This is a genomic window from Cedecea sp. B1(4) (assembly GCF_059414925.1).
The window spans coordinates 650,568-667,573 of sequence record NZ_JCAHMZ010000001.1 but is presented as its reverse complement, the minus strand read 5'-3'; the positions used below and the strand labels follow the sequence as shown (position 1 = coordinate 667,573).

Annotated in this window: 17 protein-coding genes; 8 read left to right on the top strand and 9 right to left on the bottom strand. The window is 54.5% G+C overall.

What is annotated here, in order from left to right:
- Positions 1 to 5: 5 nt before the first annotated feature.
- The 5 genes from ynfM to ACR6JA_RS03230 all read left to right on the top strand — a co-directional run bounded on the left by ynfM (position 6) and on the right by ACR6JA_RS03230 (position 4,491).
- Positions 6 to 1,256: a multidrug efflux MFS transporter YnfM/SxtP(Kp) gene (ynfM, locus tag ACR6JA_RS03250; RefSeq protein ID WP_008459250.1), complete on the top strand. Its 1,251-nt coding sequence runs from the start codon at positions 6 to 8 to the stop codon at positions 1,254 to 1,256.
- Positions 1,257 to 1,330: 74 nt separating this feature from the next.
- A complete protein-coding gene (locus ACR6JA_RS03245; RefSeq protein ID WP_494493574.1) occupies positions 1,331 to 2,815 on the top strand; it encodes a carboxypeptidase M32 in 1,485 nt (494 codons plus the stop codon).
- Positions 2,816 to 2,967: 152 nt separating this feature from the next.
- Positions 2,968 to 3,390 (top strand): acid resistance repetitive basic protein Asr, encoded by a 423-nt coding sequence (asr, locus tag ACR6JA_RS03240; protein ID WP_494493573.1) that lies wholly within the window; start codon positions 2,968 to 2,970, stop codon positions 3,388 to 3,390.
- A gap of 115 nt (positions 3,391 to 3,505) precedes the next feature.
- Positions 3,506 to 3,586, top strand: a complete 81-nt coding sequence (gene ydgU, locus ACR6JA_RS03235; protein WP_483862443.1) for a small membrane protein YdgU — start codon at positions 3,506 to 3,508, stop codon at positions 3,584 to 3,586.
- A 98-nt stretch (positions 3,587 to 3,684) separates the two neighbouring features.
- Positions 3,685 to 4,491, top strand: coding sequence for a trypsin-like serine peptidase (locus tag ACR6JA_RS03230; RefSeq protein WP_008459256.1), 807 nt, complete (start codon positions 3,685 to 3,687; stop codon positions 4,489 to 4,491).
- Between the two features lie 51 nt (positions 4,492 to 4,542).
- Here the strand turns inward: ACR6JA_RS03230 and mrdB are convergent, their stop codons facing one another.
- From mrdB to ACR6JA_RS03200, 6 genes are all read right to left on the bottom strand, one after another.
- Positions 4,543 to 5,655 carry a peptidoglycan glycosyltransferase MrdB gene (gene mrdB / locus ACR6JA_RS03225; RefSeq protein ID WP_213716234.1) on the bottom strand — a complete coding sequence of 371 codons (1,113 nt, stop codon included), beginning with the start codon at positions 5,653 to 5,655 and terminating at the stop codon, positions 4,543 to 4,545.
- Between the two features lie 134 nt (positions 5,656 to 5,789).
- Positions 5,790 to 6,431 (bottom strand): ATP-dependent Clp protease proteolytic subunit, encoded by a 642-nt coding sequence (locus ACR6JA_RS03220; RefSeq protein WP_494493572.1) that lies wholly within the window; start codon positions 6,429 to 6,431, stop codon positions 5,790 to 5,792.
- A 192-nt stretch (positions 6,432 to 6,623) separates the two neighbouring features.
- Positions 6,624 to 8,777 carry a bifunctional diguanylate cyclase/phosphodiesterase gene (locus tag ACR6JA_RS03215; protein ID WP_213716232.1) on the bottom strand — a complete coding sequence of 718 codons (2,154 nt, stop codon included), beginning with the start codon at positions 8,775 to 8,777 and terminating at the stop codon, positions 6,624 to 6,626.
- A 134-nt stretch (positions 8,778 to 8,911) separates the two neighbouring features.
- Positions 8,912 to 9,241 (bottom strand): multidrug/spermidine efflux SMR transporter subunit MdtI, encoded by a 330-nt coding sequence (mdtI, locus tag ACR6JA_RS03210; protein WP_213716231.1) that lies wholly within the window; start codon positions 9,239 to 9,241, stop codon positions 8,912 to 8,914.
- Complete coding sequence (gene mdtJ, locus ACR6JA_RS03205) at positions 9,228 to 9,602, bottom strand: multidrug/spermidine efflux SMR transporter subunit MdtJ (protein WP_250153690.1); 375 nt, start codon at positions 9,600 to 9,602, stop codon at positions 9,228 to 9,230. The genes mdtI and mdtJ overlap by 14 nt, the downstream gene beginning before the upstream one ends.
- Positions 9,603 to 9,709: 107 nt before the next feature.
- The gene (locus ACR6JA_RS03200) at positions 9,710 to 9,808 is read right to left on the bottom strand and encodes a protein YdgV (RefSeq protein ID WP_434082336.1); all 99 of its coding nucleotides are present in this window, start codon (positions 9,806 to 9,808) and stop codon (positions 9,710 to 9,712) included.
- 253 nt (positions 9,809 to 10,061) lie between these two features.
- On the opposite strand from ACR6JA_RS03200, the gene ACR6JA_RS03195 reads away from it, so the two are divergent.
- Positions 10,062 to 11,096, top strand: a complete 1,035-nt coding sequence (locus tag ACR6JA_RS03195; protein ID WP_213716230.1) for an AI-2E family transporter — start codon at positions 10,062 to 10,064, stop codon at positions 11,094 to 11,096.
- Between the two features lie 166 nt (positions 11,097 to 11,262).
- Here ACR6JA_RS03195 and ACR6JA_RS03190 read toward each other — a convergent pair whose 3' ends face one another.
- Complete coding sequence (locus tag ACR6JA_RS03190; RefSeq protein WP_213716229.1) at positions 11,263 to 11,877, bottom strand: alpha/beta hydrolase; 615 nt, start codon at positions 11,875 to 11,877, stop codon at positions 11,263 to 11,265.
- A gap of 189 nt (positions 11,878 to 12,066) precedes the next feature.
- On the opposite strand from ACR6JA_RS03190, the gene ACR6JA_RS03185 reads away from it, so the two are divergent.
- Complete coding sequence (locus ACR6JA_RS03185) at positions 12,067 to 13,572, top strand: MFS transporter (protein ID WP_213716228.1); 1,506 nt, start codon at positions 12,067 to 12,069, stop codon at positions 13,570 to 13,572.
- Positions 13,573 to 13,613: 41 nt separating this feature from the next.
- On the top strand, positions 13,614 to 14,195 hold the full coding sequence (locus ACR6JA_RS03180) for a TetR/AcrR family transcriptional regulator (protein ID WP_213716227.1): 582 nt from the start codon (positions 13,614 to 13,616) through the stop codon (positions 14,193 to 14,195).
- Here ACR6JA_RS03180 and ACR6JA_RS03175 read toward each other — a convergent pair.
- Together ACR6JA_RS03175 and ACR6JA_RS03170 are read right to left on the bottom strand one after the other, a co-directional pair.
- Positions 14,192 to 16,084 carry a potassium transporter Kup gene (locus ACR6JA_RS03175; protein ID WP_213716226.1) on the bottom strand — a complete coding sequence of 631 codons (1,893 nt, stop codon included), beginning with the start codon at positions 16,082 to 16,084 and terminating at the stop codon, positions 14,192 to 14,194. The two genes, ACR6JA_RS03180 and ACR6JA_RS03175, sit on opposite strands and share 4 nt — an antisense overlap.
- 143 nt (positions 16,085 to 16,227) lie before the next feature.
- On the bottom strand, positions 16,228 to 16,998 hold the full coding sequence (locus ACR6JA_RS03170) for a (S)-acetoin forming diacetyl reductase (RefSeq protein ID WP_008459277.1): 771 nt from the start codon (positions 16,996 to 16,998) through the stop codon (positions 16,228 to 16,230).
- Between the last annotated feature and the right edge of the window lie 8 nt (positions 16,999 to 17,006).

Below are 17,006 nucleotides of genomic sequence, written 5' to 3'. Positions count from 1 at the left end.
CTCCCTTGAGTCGTACAACTACCGTCAGCACAGCCCCGACAGAGGATGTTGACGAAAGCCGGTCTGCCCCTTCTGTCAGCTATATCAAACGCGGTACCCCTCAGTTTATGCGCGTCACGCTGGCGCTGTTTTCCGCCGGGCTGGCTACCTTTGCCCTGCTCTATTGCGTCCAGCCTATTTTACCGGTGCTCTCTCATGAATTTGGCGTCAGCCCGGCAAGCAGCAGTATTTCGCTATCGGTTTCTACCGCCATGCTGGCTATCGGGCTGCTGTTTACCGGCCCGCTGTCGGACGCCATTGGCCGTAAACAGGTCATGGTTACGGCTCTGCTGCTGGCGTCCTGCTGTACTTTGTTGTCAACGCTGATGACCAGCTGGCACGGCATTTTGATCATGCGCGCGCTCATCGGCCTTTCCCTTAGCGGCGTTGCTGCCGTGGGCATGACCTACCTCAGCGAGGAGATGCACCCGAGCGTGGTGGCGTTTTCGATGGGCCTGTACATCAGCGGGAACTCAATCGGCGGAATGAGCGGCCGCCTGATCACCGGGGTACTCACCGACTTCTTTACCTGGCGCGTGGCCGTCGCGGCTATCGGCTGTTTTGCCCTTGCCTCAGCGCTGATGTTCTGGAAGATTCTGCCGCAGTCGCAGCATTTTCGCGCCTCCAGTCTTCGCCCTAAAACGCTGTTTATTAACTTCCGCCTGCACTGGCGGGACCAGGGGTTACCGCTGCTGTTTGCGGAAGGCTTCCTGTTGATGGGGGCGTTTGTCACCCTCTTTAACTACATTGGCTACCGCATGATGGAAGCCCCATGGTTTCTGAGCCAGGCGGTGGTGGGCCTGCTGTCCGTCGCCTATCTGACCGGGACATGGAGCTCACCTAAAGCAGGTGCCATGACCGCGAAATATGGCCGCGGCCCCGTGCTGATTGGCTTCACGGCCATTATGTTCCTTGGTTTGACGCTGACCGTTTTCTCCTCGCTTATCGTTATTTTTGCCGGGATGCTGCTGTTCTCCGCCGGTTTCTTTGCCGCCCATTCGGTTGCCAGCAGCTGGATTGGGCCACGCGCACGTCGGGCCAAAGGCCAGGCTTCGTCGCTGTATTTGTTCAGCTATTACCTGGGCTCCAGCCTGGCGGGTACCCTTGGCGGCGTGTTCTGGCACCAGTTTGGCTGGAACGGCGTGGCGGCGTTTATCGGCTCGCTGCTGCTGGTCGCCCTGCTGGTTGCCACCCGTTTGCATCATAAGGCGCACTAACCTGCTGCCGCTCTCGTGTTCAGGCAAGCTTAATGCTATTTTCTTTGGCGTTAACAACCTGTTCACGAGGCCATATGGAAAAGCAAAACTATAATCACCTGACCCGTACCTTCCAGCGTCTGTCCCGGTTTGATCATCTGTCAGCCATTGCCGGCTGGGACATGTCCACCATGATGCCCGCTAACGGTAGCAAGGCGCGCGGCGAGGCTCTCGCTGAACTCAGCGTGCTTAAGCACCAGATCCTGACCGACAAGAAAATTGCCACCCTGCTCCAGGCCGCAGCTCAGGAAGATCTGAACGATGTGGAGCGTGCCAACCTGCGTGAAATGACTCGCCACTACCAGGAAGCGGTGCTGCTCCCGGATGCGTTAGTAGAAGAGAAATCACTGGTAGGTACGCGCTGTGAGCACGGCTGGCGTACCCAGCGCCCGGCCAACGACTGGCAGGGTTTCTCCACGAACCTGAAGGAAGTCGTGCGCGTCAGCCGCGAAGAGGCGCGACTGCGCGCGGAGGCAAAAGGCATTTCCCGCTATGATGCGCTGCTGGACATCTACGAGCCAGGCATGACCAGCGCCAAACTCGACGTGCTGTTTGGCGACCTGCGCAGTTGGCTGCCGGACCTGCTCCAGAAGGTGGTTGATAAGCAGGCCAAAGAAAAAATGCTGACGCCACAGGGCCCTTTCGCCACCGAAACCCAGCGTCAGCTCGGGCTGGATACCATGGCGCTGCTCGGCTTTGACTTTAACGGCGGCCGCCTTGACGTCAGCGCGCACCCCTTCTGCGGCGGCGTGCCTGAAGATGTGCGAATCACCACTCGCTATAACGAAGAAGAGATGTTCAGCTCGCTGTTTGGCGTGATTCATGAAACCGGCCACGCCCGCTATGAGCAAAACCTGCCACGGGAATGGCTCGGCCAACCCGTTGCGCTGGCGCGCTCTACCGCCATTCATGAATCCCAAAGCCTGTTCTTTGAAATGCAGCTTGGGCGCAGCGCGCCGTTCCTGAAACTGCTGTTACCCAAAGTGATTGAGCGTTTTGGTCCGCAGCCGGCGTTCGAGCTGAACAACTTTATAAACGTCAACCAGCAGGTGGAGCGCGGTTATATTCGCGTCGATGCCGATGAAGTGAGCTACCCGGCGCACGTCGTGCTGCGGTATGAAATTGAACGGGCGCTGATCGACGGTGATATCGAGGTGGATGACATTCCGGCGATGTGGAATGAGAAGATGCAGTCCTGGCTGGGCCTGTCCACCGAAGGCAATTACCGCCACGGCTGTATGCAGGATATTCACTGGACTGACGGCGCTTTCGGCTACTTCCCGTCCTACACCCTGGGCGCGATGTACGCGGCGCAACTCTTTAGCGCGGCATCACGCGCGCTGCCGGACCTGGAGCAGGCGGTCGCCAGCGGGAATTTCACCACCTTATTTGACTGGTTGAAGCAAAATATCTGGCAGCACGGCAGCCGTTTCACCACCTCACAGCTGATAACCAACGCCACCGGAGAAGATCTTAACCCGTTGTATTTCCGCAAACATTTAGAATCACGTTACCTGTAATTTCCTCACGCCGGGTCGTCTGTACCCGGCGTTGTACATTACGTTACATGCCGATACCAATCACTCACTGAACACTTTGATTCCCCAGCCTATAGTTCATTTCAACGGCCCCGCAGTGGGGTTGACACACAAACAAATTCGAGGATGTCGAAATGAAAAAAGTATTAGCTCTGGTTGTTGCCGCTGCTATGGGTCTGTCTTCTGCCGCTTTCGCTGCTGACACCACCGCTACCGCTCCAGCTGCTGCTCCAGCAACCACCGCTGCTGCTGCTGCTAAAGCGCCAGCTGCAAAAGTAACGCATCACAAGAAACACAAAAAAGCTGCCGCTCAGAAAGCTCAGGCTGCTAAAAAGAAACACAAAAAAGCCGCTAAACCAGCGACCGAGCAGAAAGCTCAGGCTGCTAAAAAGCACCACAAAAAAGCAACCAAACCAGCTGCTCAGAAAGCCCAGGCTGCTAAAAAATACCACAAAAAAGCAGTAAAACCAGCTGCACAGAAAGCTCAGGCTGCTAAAAAACACGTGAAAAAACATCACAAAGCCGCTGCTAAACCAGCTGCACAGCCAGCAGCATAAGTTAAACGGGGCGACCCGTTAGCTTGAAGCGTTTACATAAACACCCGGCTTGCCGGGTGTTTTATTAGGAATAAGGCACAGCCTTTAGCACGTACTTATTTCTGGAGTGCGGATAATGTTGCGACGCTACAGTTTCGAGTTAATCCTCGCCCTGCTGATCATCTGCGGTATTATTACGCTGAGCTTCTGGCTCTGATAGCGTAGTCTGCTGTTTTCACTCCCACTTTCGGTCCGTTCCGACTATAGTTACTGCATCTATAAAAACCATAATTATTAGCCCCTTCAGAGAGAGCTATGCGCAAAAGTGTTGTGTTGTTTTTAGGAGCATTGATCCTTTTACCTCAACTCGTTCACGCGGACGAAGACGACAGCCCGGCGAACGTTAAAACACTGTTCTTCGGCAAAGATGACCGTATTCGCGTGACCAATCCTGAGGACGCCCCCTGGGATGCCATTGGCCAGTTGGAAACCGCCAGCGGCAACTTATGTACCGCCACCCTGATTTCACCGCATCTGGCCTTAACTGCTGGGCACTGCCTGCTGCAGCCGCCGCGTGGTAAGGCAGACAAAGCCATCGCCCTGCGCTTTATTTCCCACAAAGGGCAATGGCGCTATGAGATCCATGATATCGAAGGCCGCGTGGACAAATCCCTCGGTCGCCGCCTTAAGCCGGACGGTGACGGATGGCTGGTTCCGTCTAACGCAGCGCCTTACGATTTTGGCCTGATTATTATCCGTAATCCGCCTTCGGGCATCACGCCACTGCCGCTGTTTACCGGCGACAAAGACGCGCTAACCGAAGCATTAAAGGCGCAGGATCGTAAAGTGACGCAGTCCGGTTATCCGCTGGATCATCTCGACGATCTGTATACCCACAGCAACTGCCTGGTGACGGGCTGGGCGCAAGCGTCCGTGCTGTCGCACCAGTGCGATACGCTCCCCGGCGATAGCGGTTCACCGCTGTTGCTGAAAACCGATCAGGGCTGGCAGCTGATTGCGGTGCAAAGTTCTGCCCCGGCAGCCAAAGACCGATACAGAGCTGACAACCGCGCCATCTCAGTCACCGGCTTCCGCGACAGACTGGAAGCGCTGGCACAATAAGCGCTCAACCCGATACCGTCGGGCACCGTAGCAATAACGGTTGCCCGGCAGTTAAACATTTTTTGACATCATCTTGCGGTGCGTATGTATTGACATAATGATGCCAAACCCGGCCATTAGCACGATCAGCGCCGAGCCTCCGTAGCTTATTAACGGCAGCGGAACACCTACTACCGGCAAGATTCCGCTGACCATACCGATGTTCACAAACACATAAACGAACAAAATCAGTATCAGGCTGCCGACAACCATGCGGCCAAAAAGCGTCTGAGCCTGAGCGGCGATGATCAACCCGCGCATAATCACCAGCAGATACAGCGCCAGCAGCACTAAAATGCCGATAAAGCCCAGTTCTTCCGCCAGAACGGCAAACACAAAGTCGGTGTGCCGCTCCGGTAAAAACTCCAGCTGCGACTGTGTGCCGTGCAGCCAGCCTTTCCCTACCATACCGCCGGAACCAATAGCAATTTTTGACTGAATAATGTGATAGCCCGCCCCACGCGGATCGCGGGTCGGATCCAGCAGCATCATGATGCGTTCACGCTGATAGTCATGCATAAGAAAGAACCACAGCACCGGAATGAACACCGCAATCAGCGCGGCAGCGGCGGCGATAATCCGCCAGCTAATGCCGGACAGGAACAACACGAAAAGACCGGATGTGGCCACCAGAACGGCGGTCCCAAGGTCGGGCTGCATCGCAATAAGCAAGGTGGGAACAAAAATCAGCGCCAGGGCGATGGCGGTATGTTTCAGCGATGGAGGACAGGGATTGTGATTGATAAACCGCGCCACCATCAGCGGGACGGCAATCTTTGCGATTTCAGAAGGCTGGAAGCGGATAACGCCGAGATCCAGCCAACGCTGAGCCCCTTTACTGATTTGCCCGATGCTATCCACCATTAGCAGTAAAATCACGCACAGGGCAAAGAGCCAGGGGGCGGATCTTTCATAAAAGCGAGGAGGGATTTGCGCCATGGCGATCATCACGATAAGCCCCATCGCTATCTGCCCGGCTTTGCGCTCCATCATCCCAGGATCCTGGCCGCTGGCGCTCCACATCACAAACGCGCTGTAGGCAAGCAGCAGCATAATCAACAGCAGCAGCGAAGCATCAAGATGCATCTTTAGCCAAAACATTCTTTTCTGGTGAATATTTTCCATGTAATACCTCTGCCACCACAAGGTAATTCAGGCATGGTTCCTGATATATTCACGGGACAAACTAGCGGATTGCCCTCAGCGTTATTTCCATATCCACGTCATGACCCGATAGTTTACCCGGTAATATTTGACTATTAATTTGAGCTGCTGGTGATAGCGTAGCTGTAGGTGGCCGGAATTATTTTTTTATCCACGGAGGATATTAACCCTATGGCCATCGCCTCACTGGGAGAATAGTTTGTAAGGTTATACTCGCTATGCAGTATCTCGGCTATTTTGGCATCATCAAGTTTTGTACATGCCCGATACGTTTTTTTAAACATCTCATTGAAACGACGTGTTTCTTTTTCAAGATATGCCACATCTGCTGGCCTGACATCTCCCTGATGTGAGATAGAGGCCGGGTGCAGGAACAGGCTGCCTTCAGGCAATGAGCGCCTGTCGTCTGCGGCGCAAAACATGATCGTTGCTGAAGAGCCGACGGTGGACATAGCCACGGTTGTTACGGGGATAGCAGAGCTTCTGACGGCAGCGGCGGCCATCAAGCCCGCATCCATATCACCGCCATAGCTATTGATGTAGAGATAAATTCTTTCTACATCATTATTTTTATTAACTTCATCAAAAGCGCTGACCAGCCTCGATACGGCGGAAGGTTGCATTTCTCCGGTATAATAAATTTTGGCTATTTTATTTTTATCTTCCACTGGCTGCGCTGCAGCAAATGAAGAACACGAAATTAACACTGTAATGATCAGGTGTATTGCGGCTTTCACATGTCTCTCCTTGATAAACTCAACTTAACATTCCATTTCTTCATAGCTTATAACATGGGATTGCAAAAGCAAGGTGATTTATAACCAGTAATTAAACAAAGAGTTAATATTGAAAAGAAAAAACCCAATAACTTAAAAAATAAAATAACCCTCTGTAATAGCAGGAATATTAACCCATAATTTAATAGCCCACTACGCCGGGCGCAGCGTTAATACTGCATCCAGCGGCTTAGGCGGGCTGAAATAATAGCCCTGCAGCCGGTCGCAGCCTGCCTGGCAAAGCAGCTTGAGCTGCTCTTCGTTTTCTACGCCCTCTGCCGTCACTGCCATACCCAGCGCGGTGGCAATACGTACCGTTCCATTCACCAGCGCCAGGGCTTGTTCATCGCTGTCCACCAGTCCGGCCAGGGACTTGTCTATTTTGATGGTGTCAAAGTTAAAACGGCGCAAATAGCCAATGCTCGAATAGCCGTTGCCGAAATCGTCCAGCGCCACCGCCGTGCCCTGAGACTTAAGATTGCGAATTGCCGCCAGGGCGCGCTCCGGGTTTTCCAGCACATAGCTTTCCGTCACTTCCAGTTCAAGCCTTTGCGCCGGGAACGCCGTTTCCTGTAGCACCCGGGCAACCTTGTCTTCAAATTCCGGGTCGCGGAACTGCGCCGGAGAAATGTTTACCGACAGCCGCAGATCCTCATGGGGAGCTAAATCACAGCACGCCTGGCGGAGCACAAACAATCCGAGCGAATAGATAAGACCGCTCGTTTCAGCCACGGGAATAAACTCATCTGGCAACAGTTCTCCGCCAGGACGACGCGGCCAGCGTACCAGCGCTTCCACACCGGCCATCGTCTGGCTATCTGCATCCATAATCGGCTGGTACCAAACCTCAAACTCATTCCGTACAAGGCCCGCACGAATGTCATTTTCGATGGTTAAACGGCGCTCGCGAACGTTATTTAACGCGGCATCATAATAAGTCGTGCGCCCTTTTCCGGTAATTTTAGAGTGATACATAGCGATATCGGCCCGGCGGAACAGCTCCGAGCTGCTGCAATCCACCAGCGAGCCCGAAGCTATTCCGATACTGGCGCTAATATGAATGGTACTTTCTCCCACGGGGACAGGCTGGCTAAGAAAATCCAGGACTGAACCCGCGAAGGCGGCTGAGTGTTCCCCGGCTCTCTCCCCGCCGATCATCATGGCAAATTCATCCCCTCCCATGCGCACCAACATGCCGTTTGGGGGCACGCGATCGCGAAGAGCATGAGCAATGGTCACGATTAACTGGTCGCCTTTATCGTGCCCGTAAATATCATTCACGTCCTTAAAACCATCGAGATCGATAAATACCACACTTTTTTCGTCGCTATCTCCCCGTTTGCTGATGGTTTCCAGCCGCTCGATGAGCGCTCGTCGGTTAGGTAAATGGCTGAGCCAGTCGGTTAACGCGATACTTCTCGCCTGCTTTTCACCTCGAGCCAGCTTGTACAGCCCCAGACTGCTGATGACGATAAAGACCAGGATTAGCACCGTCGCAAGCATCGTAATGCGCATAATATCTGCCGAAGCGGCGCGGGCCGCCTCTGCTCCTGGCAACCGCGGCTGCCAGCTAAGGTATCCCAACGTTTCACCGGAGGCGCTGTTCAGCGGGACACTTGAAGAATCAGATGGCGTGGGCGTCAGGCGTAGGTTTTCAATCTGAAACGTGTTTCCCAGCTCTTTTAGCATCGAGTTATTAATCTGACGGCCAATCACCAGGTAACGGCGCGTGGCGTCGTGAACGTGAAGCCGCCCCAACATTGGCCGAATCAGCCCAATGCCGATAAACGAAACGCCGTTCTCGGTTTGCGTGATCCCGGCAAAAATTTTTTTGTCGTCTTTAAGCGTTTGCGCGTTTTGGTAGACGAGGGACGCAAACCCCTTCCCAAGTTGAGAAATGTTTTGCCCCGTTACGCGTTGCCCACGAAACGAGCCCCAAAGCACATTGAACCCTTCATCCAGCACGTACACGCCATCATAGAGGTTATTGATTTTGTAACCCGCGCCCCAGGTGTTATACAGCCAGTTAACGTCCAGCTCAGGGCGATAAACTTGATTTACGGCATCGTCCCAGACCGCATTATCAATAACCAACGCCCACACGCGGTTGACCGAAGTCTGAATGGCCCCCTGTACCGACAGGGCGCTTCGGTGTTCATCTATCTCATTGGTTTTACTGCTAATAAGGTGAAGTGAAAGGTAGAGGAGCGCGATAATAGACACGATCAACCCGATGCCAGCCATAAACACCATGGCAAACAGGGCTCCAGCAACGGGCGTGCTTTTCCAGCTAAGAGGATTACGCAATTTCAGCTCTCTTCTAAGTGAAATAACGTGAAGGTTTTTAGGCTTTTGATTTAGAGAAGTGCTTTTACCGTAAAATAAGCGTAATACACCCTGAGGAAAGCGCTGCCCGAATAATTAACGGGCAGCGTGATGGATCAGGCAATTTTGATAATAACCATCCCTATCAGCAACAAACTTAGACCAACCCAACCTTTGCGGTTAAGGCGCTGGCCGAAGAGGATCCAGCCCGCGGCCACGGTGGCAGCGATACCAAACCCGCCCCAGAGCGCATAGGCGACGGATAACTCAATGCCTTTAACGGCCTGAGCCAGAGCACTGAACGCGGCCAGCACGGCCAGCAGAGACAGCACGCCGTAAATCGGGCGTTTGAAACCATCAGATTGTTTTAAAAAGATATTGGCGACGATTTCCAGAATAATGGCTAACGTTAGCCACAGGGCGTGTACCCACTCAAACGGCTGCATGATGTTCCCCTTTCTCTGATATCACCGGGCGTGATTTTTTCTCTCGCGTACCCGATTTAATCAGCGCAATACCAATAACCAGCGTAGTTAAGCCAAGTATTTTTAGCGGTGAAATGGACTCATCAAACAGCATGACGCTGAAGACTGTAATAAACAGAATACCGATGCCTTCCCACATGGCATATGCCACGCCAAGTGCGATTTTTTTAACCGAAAATGCCAGAAAAATATAGGAGATCGCGATCATGACCAGCATGAAAATATACCCCATATTACTTTCGTTTACGCTTGACCATTTCATTGACAAGGTGCCGGTAATTTCGGCAGCGATGGCTAACCCCAATAAAATCCAATAAATCATGATTTCTCTCCTGACAGAGAAAATAAAGATACAAAAAACCGACAAGCCACGTCACACGACGAGCAAGCGAAAATTTGAAAACCAGAAAAAATGTCAGAAGAAAGGGACTATAGCGCGTTGCGCCAGTGCTGCTCACCAGAGAGTGAAGATGTGGAGGTGGTAAAAACAGAATGCTGATTGAATGAAGTGCTGAACGTATTGTCCATAATATTTCCAACTTACCCGCGGTGTTGCTTCTCATCAGTTGCGGATAGAAAATTGTCCTCAGTAGTTAAACACGGCGATTTTATACCATAATTCGGCATGTTAGCGGCTTACCTTTACACTCCTTTACGCAAAGCGACAGCAAAAACACAATGTATTAAACTGTTTTTAACGTTTAAAATAACGTAATAAAGGGACACCTGTTTTAACGGTGATGTATTATTTCCCCGCCCGCACACTGGAGAACCTGCCACGATGGCAAAACCAATTATTACACTCAACGCACTGAAAGCCGTGATTATGCTGGGCATGCTGGTCATTATTTTGGTGGGTATTAAAGCGGCTGCCGACATCATCGTGCCATTTATTCTGGCGCTATTTATTGCCGTTATTCTAAACCCGCTAATTCGTCGTCTTGAACGGCTTCGGGTGCCGCGCGTGCTGGCCATCAGCCTGGTGATTGTCGTCATTATCCTGAGCATGGTGCTGCTGCTGGCCTATCTCGGCACTTCGCTAAACGAACTTGCGCGGACCCTGCCGCAGTACCGCTCTTCATTGGTGGTGCCGTTAAAAACCCTTGAACCCTGGCTGCAGCGCGCGGGAATGTCTGTTTCTGTCGATGAGTTAATGAAGTATGTCGATCCTAATGCCCTGATGACGCTGGTTACCGGTCTTCTGACGCAGCTTTCCAACGCGATGACGTCTATCTTTTTACTGCTGCTGACCGTGGTGTTTATGCTAATTGAGGTCCCACAACTGCCGCGCAAGCTGCAGCAGCTGATGGCTCGCCCGGAAGAAGGTATGGGCGCCATTCAGCGTGCGCTGGACAGCGTCAGCCATTATTTGGTGCTAAAAACGGCCATCAGCATCGTCACCGGCCTTGTCGTATGGGGCATGCTTGCCGCCCTTGACGTCCGCTTTGCCTTTATCTGGGGGCTGCTGGCCTTCGCACTCAACTATATTCCAAACATCGGCTCGGTGCTGGCGGCCATCCCGCCGGTGGTGCAGGTTCTGGTATTTAACGGGTTGTACGAGGCCCTGATTGTCGTAGCGGGTTATCTTCTGATTAACCTGGTGTTTGGCAATATCCTGGAGCCGCGCATGATGGGCCGAGGGCTTGGACTCTCTACGCTGGTGGTATTCCTGTCGCTCATCTTTTGGGGCTGGCTGCTCGGCCCGGTCGGTATGCTGCTGTCTGTGCCGCTGACGATTGCGGTGAAGATTGCGCTGGAACAAACGGAAGGCGGGAAAAGTATTGCGGTGCTGCTGAGTGATATGAGCAAGTCCTGAAGATTTTGCCCCTCTCCCTGGAGGGGCGAAGGAGAAACAGCAAGCCAGGTTAGAACAGTACACAATCTATTTTCCCTCTCCCTTCAGGGAGAGGGGTAGAGTGAGGGTGCAAACCGAACACCTATGCTCGTTCCAGTTCCCACCCCGCTTGGGGTGTGGGAAAAAATCACTCAGGATCTAACTCAAAACGCTCCGCAATATACCCCAGCGCCTGCGACACGCCATCGGCGCTAATGGTATGCACCACGCCGGGTTCAAACAGCGTTTCAACTTCCGCGCCGGCTTCAATTAATGCCGCGGCAGCCGCTTCACTTTCAGCCCACGGGATCACCTGATCCGCCATACCATGAATCAACAGCGCCGACGCATCTGCCGCCACGTGATACGGTTTGGGTGAAGCAAGACGCCCGGAAAACGCCACCACGCCCGCCAGTGGAAAACGGGAGGTGGCCAGAACATCCAGGGCCATGATAGATCCCTGAGAGAAGCCCAGCAGAATGACCTGATCTTTACCCGGCATCACGTCATGCTGCTTAAAAATAGCTTCCAGCTTCGCATCAAACGCGGCCCGGGCCTCTACAACGCGCTGCGGGCGGTTTTGTGCAGTCACGTCTTCCAGGCTGAACCACTGCCAGGCATCGCCGCCGCCGTCAAAAGGCTCGCTACCGTTCGGTGAGGCAAATAGCACTTCCGGCATGACCTGCTGGACAAAAAGTCCCAGCCCTTCGAGATCCGCCCCGGAACTCCCTACGCCATGTAACATCACGATCAGTTTTTTCATTTCCCTGCCCTGTGCTCAAACCTGAATGAATATCCTCGCAGGCGGCTACCTTATCGCGATCCCCCCCTTCACAACAAGTAAACCGCCGCTAAATACGCGGCAATATCGAACTTGTTTTTGAGCAACCGCTCAAGTATATTTCACGCTTGAGCAACCGCTCAAGTTTGGATTATTTTAGAGGCATTCAACATGCGCTTCACTAACCGCTGGCTGATTCTGGCGATCCTGACCAGCACCCTTTTCCTGATCATTATAGATATGACGGTGCTTTACACGGCACTGCCCAGGCTCACCCAGGCCTTAAACGCTACGGCGTCTGAAAAACTGTGGATCATTAACGCCTATCCGCTGGTGGCGGCGGGCCTGCTACCCGGCGCGGGCATGCTGAGTGACCGCCTGGGCCACAAGCTGCTCTTTATGTCCGGGTTACCTGTTTTCGGCCTCGCTTCGCTCTGCGCGGCCTACTCGCCCACGGCTGAACTGCTGATCGCTTCACGCGTGTTTCTTGCTATAGGTGCCACGATGATGATGCCAGCCACGCTTGCCATCGTGCGTCAGGTCTTTACCAACGAGCGCGAACGGGCGCTGGCCATCGGCATTTGGTCTGCCGTGGCTTCTGCCGCCGCGGCGCTTGGCCCGGTTATTGGCGGCGTGCTGCTGGAGTACTTCTGGTGGGGATCGGTCTTCCTGATTAACGTGCCGGTCGTCTTGCTGGTTATCGTTTTTGCCTGGTTCTTGATCCCACGGGATGCGGGGAACGCCAACCGTCCCTGTGATTTCACCGCTTCACTGCTGATTATGCTTGGCCTGGTAGGCGTGATTTACGCGCTCAAGGAACTCAGCAAGATGGATGCCTCGTGGCTAACCGTGGCCGGCTCTTTGCTGGCTGGCGTCGTCTTTTTAACGCTGTTTGTTCGTCGCCAACAGCGTTCGGCCCAGCCGATGATCGATTTCTCGCTGTTCCGTAACCGCATGTTTGCCAGCGGCATTAGCGTGGCGATTATCACCATGATCGCGCTTACCGGCATTGAGCTGGTGCTGACCCAGCGCCTGCAGCTTGTCCTGGGCCTGACGCCGCTGTTAGCCGGGCTGTCGATTCTCCCTATCCCGATTGGCTCGGCCCTGGCTTCACCGCTGGCCGGCGTCGTGTTGCCACGCTGGGGCGGCGCCAAACTTATGGTCTTCGGCCTGCTGGTGACAGCGATGGGCATGACGAGTATGGCTTTGCTGGCCGATTACAGCCTGACGCCACAGCTCGCCGCGCTGTTTATCATCGGGCTTGGACTTGGCGTGGCGTTTACCGCTGCATCAACATCCATCATGCTCAATGCCCCGGAAGAAAAAGCCGGCATGGTCGCCGCGATTGAGGATGTCTCATGGGAAATGGGCGGCGTACTTGGCGTCACGTTGCTGGGTGGCCTGATGACCGCAGTCTACAGCGCAAGCCTGGTGTTGCCTGAAGGCCTGGTCGCAGGAAACAGCGCGTACGACAGTCTGGATGAGGCTCTACACCTTGCAGGCTCGATGAGCACGGCAAGCGCCGCCCTGCTGAAAGAGCTGGCGCGAAACGCCTTCAGCCATGCCTATCTGACGGTGATTATCTGTGCCGCCGTGCTGGTCGCCGTCAGCACCGCGATCTTGAAATATGTGCTGCGCCAGCCGGAAAAGCTGTCCAGCCAACGAGTTAAAAACTGATAAGATGCTACACCAGCGATTCAGATAACCGTGGAAACGTCATGAAAGAAGCACCGGACACGCTAAGAAGCAAAATCCTGAGCGGGGCCATTGAGCTGTTCATTGAGAAAGGCATTGAAAAGGTGACCACCCGCGAACTCACCGAGCGGGTGGGCATCTCGCGGAGCCACATTTACCACTACTTCAGCGACTGGCAAACGCTTTGCATTGAATCTATGACGGCGTTTTTGATGGCCGATCTGCACAAGTTTACCGCTGAAACCAACACGTTTTCCCCGGAAGATAAGCTGCAACGCTTGATCCACACGTATCTCCCTCACGCGCCGGACGCTGTCTGGCAGCTTTACGGCGCGCTGTGGCACCAGGCTGCGCACAGCAGCGTATGGGCCGAGCTTGCGCTGGTGATGACGCAAAAATGGGAAAAAGTGCTGGCCGATATCGTCGATGACGGCATTGCGGCCGGCGTGTTTAAAGCAGTGGATGCCGCCAGAACTACGCGCCAGTTTAGCGCCCTGCTAAACGGTTATGCGGACAAACTGCTGGTCGCCTCAGCCCCCGCAGACAGGCAGCTGGCGCTGGACGACATCGACAGTTTTATTCGCCTGGTCCTGCGGGCGGGTTAAATTGCTATCCGGCGGCTGATCTCTACCACGCTGTCGCTCGGCAGGCGGTAATAGTGCGTCACGTGCGTGGCGTTTCTCACCATGAACGCGAAGCACTTACGCTGCCAGGCTGGCATCCCCTTTCCGTCCTCACGGGCCACGATGGTTTCATGGCCCAAATAATAGGTCACATCCTCCACGCTGAAGGCGCAAGCCATCTCTCCCAATCTCGCCATAAGTTCAGGAATATGCGGTCTTTCCATAAAGCCGTACTGGGCGATACCGCGCCAGTAGTTCGGTGCCTGCTCCACGATCACCAACCTCTCTCCAGCCGGTACGCGCGGGACGTTCATGATAGAAATGGTCAGCGAAAGCACCTGCTCCTGCAGCGCGTGGTTGCGCGCCACATGCCACCGCATCACCGGCGGAATACCGTTGCGCGTTTTGGTCAGAAACACCGCTGAACCCTGCACGCGCGGCACGCCACGCTCTTTCAGCGCGGCGAAGAAGGTGTTCACATCGATCACCTTTTCGTTCACCGCCCTGGACGCCGCCGCCGCGCCACGGTGCCAGACCAGCATCGTCGTGCAGACAATCGCCGCCAACAGCAGTGGAATATAACCGCCCTCCAGTACCTTGATCAGATTAGCGATCAGGAAGCAGGTATCGACGATCAAAAAGCCCCCCGCCACCAGCGCGCTGGTCAGCCGCCGCCACTGCCAGATGTGACGCATCGCCACGTACAGCAGCCCGGAGGTCATCAGCATGGTGAGAGATACCGCAATCCCGTAAGCCGCCGCCAGGTTTTCGGACGACTTGAAGAACACCGTCAGGAACAGCGTGACGCCCATCAGCAGCCAGTTGATCACGCCGATATAAATTTGCCCGTAGCTCTCCGCCGCCGTCTGGCGAATGCGCAGGCGCGGTAGCCAGCCCAATTGAATCGCCTGCCGGGTCATCGAAAATGCCCCGGTGATAATCGCCTGACTGGCAATAATGGTGGCCAGCGTGGCAAGGATCACCAGCGGGATCAGCAGTGCCGGCGGGCAAAGGCGGAAGAAGATATTCTGGGTGATATCGGCCCCGGAAAGGATCAGCGCCGACTGCCCCGCGTAGTTCAGCAGCAGACTCGGGAAAACCACGCCGTACCACGCCATCCAGATAGGCTTTTTCCCGAAATGCCCCATGTCGGCATACAGCGCTTCCGCCCCGGTGACGCACAGAAATACGCCACCCAGCACCATAAAACTGACAAAACCATTAGAGACGAGAAACTGCAGGCCGTACAAGGGATTGATAGCCAGCAGCACGGCCGGATGCTGCGCGATACCCCAAATCCCAAGCCCGGCGATAGCAATAAACCACAGCGCCATAATCGGTCCGAATACTTTACCGATTTTAGCCGTGCCGAAGGGCTGCACGGCAAACAGCAATACCAGAATCGTCACCGCAATTGGCAGCACCCAGGTTTCTGCCTCCGGCAGGATCATATTCAGTCCTTCAATGGCGGAGAGCACTGAAATCGCGGGCGTAATCGCCCCGTCACCGTAGATCAGCGCCGCGCCCAATAAAGCCGCCAGTACCACCCAGCGCGAGCCTTTGTCTCTCGCCACCAGCAGCGACATCAGCGCCATAATGCCGCCCTCGCCGTGGTTGTCGATGCGCATCGCAAACATCGCGTACTTCACCGAGGTGATAAGGATCAGCGTCCAGATAATCAGCGACAGCAGCCCCAGGATAACCGACGGGGTGGGATTGTTACCGGATAACAGCAGCACCGTTTTCAGGGTGTAAAGCGGGCTGGTGCCGATATCGCCAAACACCACGCCAAGAGCGCTTCCTGCGAGGATAAATTTATGCGGCGTTGTCCCGGAGGCTTCCGCGCCGTCCGTCTGCGACAGGTTTGTCATGTCCGGTCCTTTCTGTGATTTTTCTGGCCGTTGCCATGACAAAGTATAGAGGTGGATAAAAAACTTAAGATAAACAGTGGCAAATAAAAAAGGCCCAACGGTTCCCCGCCAGGCCAAAAGGTACTCCACATTAAAACCTTTTTTTAATTAAAGACCATTCCGCCGTCGATGAGCAGCGACTGCCCGGTCATATAGTCAGAGTCCGCGCTGGCCAGGTAAGACACACAGGCAGCCACATCTTCCGGCTCGGACAAACGTCCCAGAGTGATGCGTTTGGCGAATTCTGCGGTGCCATAACCCAGCGGTTTACCCGCTGCTTCAGACACCTGGCGGTCGATTTCGGCCCACATCGGCGTTTTGACGATCCCTGGGCAGTAGCCGTTCACCGTGATGCCCAGCGGGGCCAGGTCGCGCGCAGCGGTTTGGGTCAGGCCGCGCACGGCAAATTTGCTGGAGCTGTAAACCGCCAGTTCCGGGTTACCTACGTGGCCCGCCTGGGAACAGGCGTTAATGATTTTCCCACCGTGACCTTCTGCTTTGAAGGCTTTAACCGCAGCCTGAATACCCCAAATTACGCCCTTCACGTTGATGTTATAGACCTTATCGACGATTTCCGGGGTGATGTCCTCGATAGGCGTAGAAGGGGCTACGCCAGCGTTGTTAACGATGACATCAAAACCGCCCAGTCCTTTGCGGGCAGCCTCAACGGCGGCGAAGACTTGATCGCGGTCGGACACGTCCGCAGTCACTTCCAGCGCGCGGCCTCCGTTGCGGTTAATTTCGTCCGCCACTTCTTTTGCGGTTTTGGCGTTGTAGTCCGCCACGGCGACGGCAAAGCCGTCTTTAGCCAGACGCAGCGCGATAGCTTTCCCGATCCCCTGACCGGCCCCGGTAACCAATGCTACTTTTTTCATCACAATAT

Coding starts and splice junctions, on each gene's coding strand:
- ACR6JA_RS03245 (WP_494493574.1), top strand. CDS start 1,331: ATGGAAAAGCAAAACTATAATCACCTGACCCGTACCTTCCAGCGTCTG.
- asr (WP_494493573.1), top strand. CDS start 2,968: ATGAAAAAAGTATTAGCTCTGGTTGTTGCCGCTGCTATGGGTCTGTCT.
- ydgU (WP_483862443.1), top strand. CDS start 3,506: ATGTTGCGACGCTACAGTTTCGAGTTAATCCTCGCCCTGCTGATCATC.
- ACR6JA_RS03230 (WP_008459256.1), top strand. CDS start 3,685: ATGCGCAAAAGTGTTGTGTTGTTTTTAGGAGCATTGATCCTTTTACCT.
- mrdB (WP_213716234.1), bottom strand. CDS start 5,655: ATGGAAAATATTCACCAGAAAAGAATGTTTTGGCTAAAGATGCATCTT.
- mdtI (WP_213716231.1), bottom strand. CDS start 9,241: ATGCAGCCGTTTGAGTGGGTACACGCCCTGTGGCTAACGTTAGCCATT.
- mdtJ (WP_250153690.1), bottom strand. CDS start 9,602: ATGATTTATTGGATTTTATTGGGGTTAGCCATCGCTGCCGAAATTACC.
- ACR6JA_RS03200 (WP_434082336.1), bottom strand. CDS start 9,808: ATGGACAATACGTTCAGCACTTCATTCAATCAGCATTCTGTTTTTACC.
- ACR6JA_RS03195 (WP_213716230.1), top strand. CDS start 10,062: ATGGCAAAACCAATTATTACACTCAACGCACTGAAAGCCGTGATTATG.
- ACR6JA_RS03190 (WP_213716229.1), bottom strand. CDS start 11,877: ATGAAAAAACTGATCGTGATGTTACATGGCGTAGGGAGTTCCGGGGCG.
- ACR6JA_RS03185 (WP_213716228.1), top strand. CDS start 12,067: ATGCGCTTCACTAACCGCTGGCTGATTCTGGCGATCCTGACCAGCACC.
- ACR6JA_RS03180 (WP_213716227.1), top strand. CDS start 13,614: ATGAAAGAAGCACCGGACACGCTAAGAAGCAAAATCCTGAGCGGGGCC.
- ACR6JA_RS03175 (WP_213716226.1), bottom strand. CDS start 16,084: ATGACAAACCTGTCGCAGACGGACGGCGCGGAAGCCTCCGGGACAACG.
- ACR6JA_RS03170 (WP_008459277.1), bottom strand. CDS start 16,998: ATGAAAAAAGTAGCATTGGTTACCGGGGCCGGTCAGGGGATCGGGAAA.